The 8447-nt window shown below is 63.4% G+C and carries 9 protein-coding genes; 5 read left to right on the top strand and 4 right to left on the bottom strand.

The genetic code is table 11. The features are described from left to right. Positions 1-310 precede the first annotated feature (310 nt). The 4 genes from ACSSV8_RS19705 to ACSSV8_RS19690 form a co-directional block, all read right to left on the bottom strand. A complete protein-coding gene (locus ACSSV8_RS19705; RefSeq protein WP_454283612.1) occupies positions 311-1900 on the bottom strand; it encodes an N-6 DNA methylase in 1590 nt (529 codons plus the stop codon). A 247-nt stretch (positions 1901-2147) separates the two neighbouring features. Then, positions 2148-2477 carry a hypothetical protein gene (locus tag ACSSV8_RS19700; RefSeq protein WP_454283611.1) on the bottom strand — a complete coding sequence of 110 codons (330 nt, stop codon included), beginning with the start codon at positions 2475-2477 and terminating at the stop codon, positions 2148-2150. A gap of 77 nt (positions 2478-2554) precedes the next feature. Further along, on the bottom strand, positions 2555-3880 hold the full coding sequence (locus ACSSV8_RS19695; protein WP_454283610.1) for a recombinase family protein: 1326 nt from the start codon (positions 3878-3880) through the stop codon (positions 2555-2557). Further along, on the bottom strand, positions 3877-4332 hold the full coding sequence (locus tag ACSSV8_RS19690) for a DUF2924 domain-containing protein (RefSeq protein ID WP_454283609.1): 456 nt from the start codon (positions 4330-4332) through the stop codon (positions 3877-3879). The genes ACSSV8_RS19695 and ACSSV8_RS19690 overlap by 4 nt, the downstream gene beginning before the upstream one ends. A gap of 485 nt (positions 4333-4817) precedes the next feature. On the opposite strand from ACSSV8_RS19690, the gene ACSSV8_RS19685 reads away from it, so the two are divergent. From ACSSV8_RS19685 to ACSSV8_RS19665, 5 genes are all read left to right on the top strand, one after another. Beyond that, positions 4818-6056, top strand: coding sequence for a hypothetical protein (locus tag ACSSV8_RS19685; protein WP_454283608.1), 1239 nt, complete (start codon positions 4818-4820; stop codon positions 6054-6056). Beyond that, entirely contained in the window at positions 6004-6999 is a 996-nt protein-coding gene (locus ACSSV8_RS19680) for a winged helix-turn-helix domain-containing protein (protein ID WP_454283607.1), read from the top strand. Before ACSSV8_RS19685 ends, ACSSV8_RS19680 begins: the two co-directional genes overlap by 53 nt. 117 nt (positions 7000-7116) lie before the next feature. After that, a complete protein-coding gene (locus tag ACSSV8_RS19675; protein WP_454283606.1) occupies positions 7117-7710 on the top strand; it encodes a sigma factor in 594 nt (197 codons plus the stop codon). A gap of 22 nt (positions 7711-7732) precedes the next feature. Beyond that, the gene (locus tag ACSSV8_RS19670) at positions 7733-8086 is read left to right on the top strand and encodes a hypothetical protein (RefSeq protein WP_454283605.1); all 354 of its coding nucleotides are present in this window, start codon (positions 7733-7735) and stop codon (positions 8084-8086) included. Continuing rightward, positions 8086-8447 (top strand): hypothetical protein (locus ACSSV8_RS19665; protein WP_454283604.1); only part of this gene is annotated, 362 nt, incomplete at its 3' end. The genes ACSSV8_RS19670 and ACSSV8_RS19665, both read left to right, overlap by 1 nt.

The following is an 8447-nucleotide window of genomic DNA, read 5'->3' as shown; positions in this document are numbered from 1 at the left end:
GCCCATGACCCTTGACCTCGCCGCCTGATCAGGCCCAAATCAACCCGCCCGGAGAACGCCGCCGGAGAATTTCCACCAGATTCGAGACACGACCTGCGCCGACCTCGCTGATCATTGCTGGCGTGTATGTCGGTGACTTCGACATGCCTTTGAGCCACAAACCATCTTGGGCTGCTGGACAGGGCAACTACACAACCGGATTGCACTGGGCTGGTGCCACCAACCATATTAAGCAACCAGGTCTAGTCGGACGCACTCTTAAGCTGTACCAACCTGCGTCGGCTATGGGTCGCTATGTCATTGAAATTGATTAAGTAGGTAGGCGGTGCCGTCGGTCACGGAGCATAGCCCACGCCGCGAGCAGTTCCATCTGTTCGTTCTTGGTCAACGCACCTAGCACGGCTTCCGATTGTACCTCTAGCGTGTCGGCCACTGCATCCTGCCGCACCATTCGGTCCAGTCGCTCCACATCGGGCGCAATAGCCTCTGGGGCGGGCAATAGCAGCTTCTCGATCTCGCTGGGCACGAGTTCCAGAACGCCGCCACCGTAGTGACGCCCTTCCAGTTCTGCGCTCAAGGCGGTTAGACTATTGTAGAAGCCATAGACTAGGGCATCCGCTGTGCCGCGCAGCGCGCGAATGCGGTAGGCGGTATCTGTCGTATAGGCCCCAGCTCGATTGAGGATCAGGCGGGGCGTGTCGTGGCTGCGTTTGAGCATTCCGACTTCTGTCGTGTGCACCGAGGGCACCGTGTACCACGGGCTGCGTATGCGGCACTTGTATCGTTTATGAAAATTCTCTCGCTCGCCCGATGCAATGTAGGCGCGGCCTTGTGCGCTGTCTTCGACAGACCGATCCAGCCACAGAAAGTTAGTGGGCTTGCCGCTGGCAGCGTTTCGGTCGTGCTGCGCATCGTCATAAATCACGCCGGGGCAGTGGTCGCTTCGCCCAAACATTGGGTGGGCCCACCGTTCAAGCCCGTACTGTCGTACCACCTCATCAGTCACTAGGAAGAACTTGTTGGCCCCGGTGACGATGCCCACGTCCACCCTTGCAGCGTCAGCAAAGCGGCAGAAGCCATCGCTGGCCTCTATCGAGTCCAGTATGGCGAGCGTGGCAGGCGGCACAAGCGCGCGAGTCCATTTGCCCTGTACCGTCTTGCCGTTTATCGCACGGGGAATGTTGAATACTGCTTCTGGGTCTTGCCGCAGAAAGTCGCGGCCAGACACGCGGTGGATACCCAGCCCCTCGCCGTATTCGTCCGGGGCGGCCTTCTTCTCCGCCAGCAAGAGAACTGCCCCCTGTAAAGTGCCCTCGAACCAGATTTCCTGCGGGTCCACGATGACGATGCGGCGGCACTGCTGGCCGAGATATGTCCGCAGAGACTGCGCGTGCATGACGTGTACGATCTCGGACGGAACTACCATCGCCAGACGCCCGCCGGGTCGCAGCAATTCCATCGACGCGAGGATGAATGGCACCCAAGCATTCGTGTGCTTCGTGAACTTGCAACCCAGTCGCGCGAACACCCGTTCGGCATTAGTCTGAAAGGCGGCAGGCAGATACTGGTAGCGAACGAAAGGCGGATTACCGACTACCGCATCGAACTGGCCGCTCCTGCTTTCTAGCGCCCAGCCGAGGAAGTCGCGGTTGTGCACCGTGCAGTCGGGAAGACCCCGCGCGGCTGCCTTGGCGGCTTCTTCGGGTGCCAGCTCGAACGCAGTGACGCTGGCCTCAGTCCCCTCCAGTGTGGGGAAGAATGCGCCGTCGCCGCAGCTGGGCTCCAAGACGCGTGAGCCCTTGGTGGGCGCAACCCAGCGAGTCAGGAAGGCGGCAAGATCGTTCGGAGTGTAGTATCCACCGCGCAATTTCTGCTTAGATTCCAACGCGATGAAGTTCATGTGGCTCGCCCTCGTGTAGAGTTCTTATTGCGTTCCCACTGTTAAGGCGTGGTGAACTGCACCCCTTCTAAACCAACGGCCAAAGCCACGCCAACCAAATCTGGTAGTCGTAAGAAAACCGCCTACCGAATATCGCGTCGGCATCGCGCTGTTCCCACGATTGATTGCCCAGCAGCGTTCGTACCTGTGGACCTCGCCCACGCCGAAAAGAATGTGGGTGTCAGGATGCAAGTTGAATTATGGCATTTCATTTATTAACCGCATGACGATCATTTAGCATCCATATTGAGCACTGTTGTTCCCAATCCGTCGGAAATGGCTCAAGTACCCGCGCCAGCGTCACCTCCGGCACCTGATTACCGTCCAGGATCGTCTCGACGATGTCGGGCGCGATCATCGTGAGTCGGAGGACACGTGTCACGTATGATGACCCAATACCCTCCCGCTCAGCCAGTTCGGCGACGGTCGTGAACTCGCCGGACTCGAGCAACCGCTTCCAGCGGAACGCTCGGGCCATCGCCTTGATCAGTGAGTTGTCGGGCTTCCGCGGTTGCGCGGTGCCCTCAGGGAGCTGCATCTCCTTACGCCCCCCACGCTTCACCACGCGGAATGGGACGTGCAGTGTCACGATCTCGGGGATCGTGGACCCGCGGGTCACGCCGCTTCCCCGATGCCGCCGGCCAGCATCTCGCGAGCGAGGCTGCTGAGTCCGTCTACGCGGAGCCGGACGTTGAGCCCACCCGTGCCGATGTCCACGCGTTCGACCAGCAGCCCCACGATGCGCGCCTGTTCGGCGGGGAAAAGTTCGTCCCACAGCGGGTCGAACTGCTGCAGGGCCGCGCGGGCGTCGGCCTCGGAGATGTCGTCGGCGTGGGCCCGCGCCGCCTTCCACGTCCCTGCAACGATCTCAGGCTGGCGGAACACGGCGCGGAGCTGGTCGATCACGGCGGCCTCGATCTCACCTGCGGACACGCGGCCGACCGGGCACGACCCGGCGCCATGCTTCAGCACGGTCTGGCTCACATAGTAGCGGTAGAGCCTGTCGCCCTTGCGGGTATGCGTGGGCGAGAAGGCCGCGCCATCTGGGCCGAACAGCAGCCCCTTCAGCAGCGCGGGCGTGTCGGCGCGGGTCCGCGCGGCGCGCTTGCGGGGGCTCTCCTGCAGGATGGCGTGGACTCGGTCCCACATCTCGCCGTCAATGATCGCGTCCTGTTCGCCGGGATAGCTGTCGCCCTTGTGGACCGCTTCGCCGATGTAGGCGCGGTTGCTGAGCATCCGATAGATGTATTTCTTGTCGATCCGGTTGCCGCGCGGCGTCTGGATTCCGCGCCTGCCAACCTCCCGCGCCAGTTCCGTGCAGGACCCGATCTCGAGGAAGCGGGCGAAGATCCAACGCACATGCGCAGCGGTTTCTTCGTCGACCACCAGCTTCCGGTTCTCGACCCGGTATCCGTAGGGCGGCACCCCGCCCATCCACATGCCCTTGCGCCGAGAGGCGGCGACCTTGTCGCGGATGCGTTCGGCGGTCACCTCGCGCTCGAACTGGGCGAAGGACAGCAGGATGTTCAGCGTCAGCCGCCCCATGGATGTGGTAGTATTGAACGATTGCGTGACCGAGACGAAGGTCACCCCGTTCCGGTCGAACACCTCGACCAGCTTGGCGAAATCGGCCAGCGAGCGGCTGAGGCGGTCGATCTTGTAGACGACTACCACGTCGACCAGCCCGTCCTCGATGTCCTCCAGCAGCCGCTTCAGGCCGGGCCGGTCCAGCGTGCCGCCCGAGATGCCGCCGTCGTCATACTGATCGCGGACCAGCACCCACCCTTCCGACCGCTGACTGGCGATGTAGGCTTCGCATGCCTCGCGCTGGGCGTGGAGCGAGTTGAACTCCTGCTCCAGCCCTTCCTCGGAGGATTTCCGGGTGTAGACGGCACACCGCAGCTTGCGGACGACCTTCGATTTTTCGGGTGGCTTCGTCATGTCCGCCCCCTGTGGTTCTTGAGGCCGAAGAAGGTCCAGCCATTCCAGCGCGTGCCGGTGATGGCGCGCGCGATGGCGGACAGCGACTTGTACGGCCGACCCTGCCATTCGAAGCCCTCGGCAGTGACGGTGACAATCTGCTCGACGCCCTGCCATTCGCGCAGCAGCCGCGTGCCGGTGATCGGGCGATCACGATCGGCGCGGATGCCGCGCTTCGCCCGGTCGCCGCCGTCCAGTTCCTCGCCCAGCCGTTCAAGCCGCCGGATGGTCTCGGGTTTCAGCCCGCCGTAGGCCAGTTCCTGGATGCGATAGGTGATGCGGCTTTCAAGGTAGCGGCGGTTGAACGGTGGCGGCTCGCTGTCGAACAGATCGCGCCACTGTTGCTTCAGACCGGGCGTCGGCGTGGTCTTGAGCGCGGCCAGGCGCGCGGGGATGGGATCGGGCTTCTTCATGCGTTTCTCCGGTGAGTTGGAGTTGCATGACGGCATTGGTCGGGCGGATAGTGTAGGCAACGTTCTCCAGTATCGTCAGATACTTCGCCCCCATCCCGCATCCGCAACCGGACAAGTCCGAGCGCCAGCAGGCCGCACAGCTCGGCGCGGCGCTCTGCGGGCGTCATCTGGTCGGGCGGCAGCGGATTGGGGCGTTTCATGCGGGCCTCGGGGCAGTCGTCTCCTCTGGCCTCTACTCACCGTGATCGCGAACCGTCCCATCGGACCCTGATGCGCGGGACATGTGAGCGTCTGGACTCGACTCACGGTTGATCTGTCAGGTAGAACATAATCAGAACAGATTTTGCCTTCGTGCCGTGAATCAGCGGTGTTGCTTCAAGCAATGCTGGCTGTGCAGTATTTTTGCGCGAGGTGAGGCAGGCCGCAGCTACGCAATCCGGTTCCCACCGGTCAGCGAGAGGGTTTCAGGACAAAAAGGAGTTTACATGCCGAAGAGGATCAGAAATTTCGTCGATCGCGCATTTTCGAGAACCGTCGATCTCGAACTGCTCCACCGCCTGTTGGCCCCCTATCTCCGCCACATCGACTTCGATTGGGATGGATTGCCGGAAGACGATGGGGAGAGGCGCGATGCGATTTTCGACCTCTTCGCCAAGGCCGACATGCGATTCCCGGCGAAGCTGCAGTTCGCCCTCTACAACATCTCCACGCTTTCCACGGATGCAGGCGCACGGATCATCCAGGAGATCGCCTCGGACGCTGGCACCGATGTCTTGGCTGCGTTTCGGGCGGAAGATTCAGCTGATGATCTACGCTTCACACCCCGTTTCATTGCGCTGATCACCTGGCTCGATCACCGGCCCATCTTCGACCGCGCCCTCAGCGCGGCGGCTTTCCTTGCCCACTCGACCAAGCTCGAACGCGATGCGGAGCGGGAGGACGTCGATCTTCGGCATCATGACCCTGGTGTCCAGGATGGTTTCGCCGAGGCGGCACGGCTGCATTTTGCGAGCCGATACAACGGGCACTATTGCGAGGTCCGATGGTTCGAGGAGGAAGACCTGCTGCGCGTACTGATCCTGCACGGGTCAAAAGCGGAGACGAAGAACGTCGACCAGGAGGGCACCGAGGACACGCTGAAGTTCCGTGAAATCGTCCAGTCGACGATCGAGTATGACCAGCGGAGGAGCTCGATCGCGGTAGGGTCGAAGTCCGCAACGGACGCCAAGAAGCTGGTCAAGATCTTCGGGGACCACGTGCTCGGGGATGGGGACATCTTCGAGGCGTCTGCGAAGGAAGAGCTCTACACGCTCGCTCCCCTGCAAGGGCTTGGCGCGGCTTTCAAGTTCGACTTTCAGCCTGAGGGCGAGATCACCCATGTCGCCCTGCGGGAAGTTCGCGTCGACGAGGCCCAACTGACCACGACAGGCCGTCTCCGACGGTCACCCTGGTATCTGACGCTCGGGGATACCGAGAATGCGCTCAGACGCTTGAAGGATGTGGCCCCCGAGATCGACGTCGCGGATGTGCGGATCGTGCATGCCAAGATCGACGTGACAATCGAAGTCGATGACAGCGAAATCGTTGTGCCTGTCACGATCAGACCGCCGCGAACGGTCAGCATGCGCGATCATTCGCACGAAAGGCTCATACTCGAGATGCTGGAAGACAATGAAATTCGAAAGCGCCGCAGGACTGATCAGGCTGCTGCTGCAGCAGAGTGATCGCCATCCGATCCGTTCCATAGGGGCCGCGGACCTGAAGCCTTACGATCCGCGCTTCGTCCGCACGCTCCGCAACCTGGGGATCCTGACGGAGCGAGAGGATCTGCGGGACGACGGAGCCACGGTTTTTCAGGTCGACGACGAAGCGCTGATCGTCGTCGATCCGGAAACCGGCGCCTGCGAACGCGAAGGGGATGCACTGGATATTCGGGCATTCGACATCGACATCGGTGCGATGTGCCGCGCGATACGCGAGCAGTCCGGGCTGGAGGGGCCCGGCCCGTCAGCAATCTCGACGCGGGTCTGGCGGCTCGGACGATACTTCCGTCAGGGCCGGTCAGCCGAGATTTGCCTCGTGCGGCGGCTGCGCGAGGCAACGGCGCAGGAAGTCGTGGACCATGTCAGGGGAGCGATCGATACCGAGGCGTCTGTCACCCTGATCAGTCTTGGTCGCATCGATCTGCCTACCGCAGTTGCCCGCCAGCTCGACGCGATGCGCATGACCCTTGCGGTGGCGGAAGATCTGATGGGTCAGGTCCCAGGATCGCCCTTCGCGATGAACCTTGACCGAGTTCGCCTCGCGTCATCGATGCCCGCCGCAGAGACCCGCCTGGTCGTCGACCGGACAGGACGGCGCGTGATCTTCGACGGTCTCGAGATTTCCATCGAGCCGAGGGATTTCGATGGGTTCGTCCTGCTGGCCGAAGAGGCCGCGGATGTCGGCGGCTGGGTTCTGCGCGACAGTATTGCAGCCGCGCTTCGGGCCAGCACGGGGCGGGACGCCAATCCGGAGCAGGTAGATCGGTGCATCTACCGGTTGCGCAACGCGTTAAGAAAATCGGCGAGCGAAATCGAGGCGCCGGGGCACCCATTGATCGAGACGAAGCCGAAGGTGGGCTACCGCCTCACCCTCGCCGCGTCCGAGATTGGGTTCATGGCCTAGACCCGTTCTCCGGCTCCGGGAGGTTTTCGGGAGGTTTTCGGGAGAAGCCCGAGAGATAAATAATTACAGCAGGTTGCATCTTCGGCTGGTCACCAGAAACGACCAGGACCGAACGACATGCACCCTCCGATTACCCCCACCGACCTTTCCACGCTGATCGCTGAAGCCGATGCTGCCGCGCGCCGTCTGCGCCGCAAGCTGGTCTTGCCCGCAGCCGATCATGACGATCTCCGCCAGGACCTTCTGGTCGACCTGATCTGCCGCCTGCCTGGCTTCGACGCGCGGCGCGGCAGCATCGGCGCCTTCGCCAACATCGTGCTGCGCAACCAGTCCTCGCGGATCGCGATGCGCCATCACCGCCAGCGCCGTGCGCAGGGCGGGTCGCTGCTCTCAATCGATGTGCCCTTGGCCGGAGCCCGCGAGCCGGTCGGCGACACGCTGACCGAGGACGACGGGCTTCCCGCCTGGCACGGCCAGACCTGCTGCGCCACGGCCGTCACCGAACTTCACCACGCTCTGCAGGCCGCCCTCGCGCGGCTCCCGGCCGAGGATCGCCGGTTCTGCGCGGCTCTGGCGCATCGCCCCGTGACCGCGCTGGCGGCCGAGGGGTTCGGCAGCCGGTCCGCGCTCTACCGCCGCCTCGCCGATCTCCGCCACGTCCTCACCGCCCACGGTCTCGGTCCCGCCTGGGACGATCTCGCGGCGGCCTGAGTAGAGGCGAAAGGAGGAGATCATGTTCATGGGCACCACCCCCTTCATCACGGTCCGCGCCCGCCGACCGCTCACCGAGATCGAGTTCTGCGCCTGGGTGGCGCAGGCCGTGCCGGGCGACCGGCTGGAGTACCATCGCGGCTTTCTGGTTCTCGACATCTTCCCGATGTTCGCCCGGTTGCCGGATCAGCAGCGCGCGGAACTGGCCCGGCTCGGGTCGCGCGCCTTCTGGGCCGCCGAACAGGGTCTCGTGCATCTGGTGCAGGAGCGCATGGGCCCCGACCAGTTTGCCTACATCGCCGTCGCCCGCCCCAAGCCGAAGGCCGCAGCCGTGTCGCTGTCCGCGCTCCTGCTCGCCGAGCAGGAGGCCGCGTGATGACCGCCTTCCAATCCCTTTTTGCCGATCATGGAGACCCTTTCATGCCGTTCCCCGCGAACACCCCCACCGTCGACGACCTGCCGGGCCTCGGCCAGCAGGACATCGCCCAGTTGCCCGTCGAGTTGTTGGCCATCCTGCAGCGCGACGTCGACGAACGCATGGCGCGGACCAAGGCCGCGAAGGCCCGCCTCGATGGCGCGCTGACGGTCCGCTACGCCACCCGCGCCGCCGAGGAACGGCAGGCTGCGGGCAAGGACACTGGTACGATCCGCTTCGACGACGGGGATTTCACCGTGGTCGCCGATCTGCCGAAACGGGTCGATTGGGATCAGGATCGCCTCGCCACCATGGTCGAGCG

The sequence above is a fragment of the Roseovarius sp. MBR-79 genome (genome assembly GCF_053628555.1).
This window is presented reverse-complemented; position numbering and strand designations above follow the sequence as displayed.

Coding starts and splice junctions, on each gene's coding strand:
- ACSSV8_RS19700 (WP_454283611.1), bottom strand. CDS start 2,477: ATGCAGCTCCCTGAGGGCACCGCGCAACCGCGGAAGCCCGACAACTCA.
- ACSSV8_RS19680 (WP_454283607.1), top strand. CDS start 6,004: ATGAAATTCGAAAGCGCCGCAGGACTGATCAGGCTGCTGCTGCAGCAG.
- ACSSV8_RS19690 (WP_454283609.1), bottom strand. CDS start 4,332: ATGAAGAAGCCCGATCCCATCCCCGCGCGCCTGGCCGCGCTCAAGACC.
- ACSSV8_RS19675 (WP_454283606.1), top strand. CDS start 7,117: ATGCACCCTCCGATTACCCCCACCGACCTTTCCACGCTGATCGCTGAA.
- ACSSV8_RS19670 (WP_454283605.1), top strand. CDS start 7,733: ATGTTCATGGGCACCACCCCCTTCATCACGGTCCGCGCCCGCCGACCG.
- ACSSV8_RS19705 (WP_454283612.1), bottom strand. CDS start 1,900: ATGAACTTCATCGCGTTGGAATCTAAGCAGAAATTGCGCGGTGGATAC.
- ACSSV8_RS19695 (WP_454283610.1), bottom strand. CDS start 3,880: ATGACGAAGCCACCCGAAAAATCGAAGGTCGTCCGCAAGCTGCGGTGT.
- ACSSV8_RS19685 (WP_454283608.1), top strand. CDS start 4,818: ATGCCGAAGAGGATCAGAAATTTCGTCGATCGCGCATTTTCGAGAACC.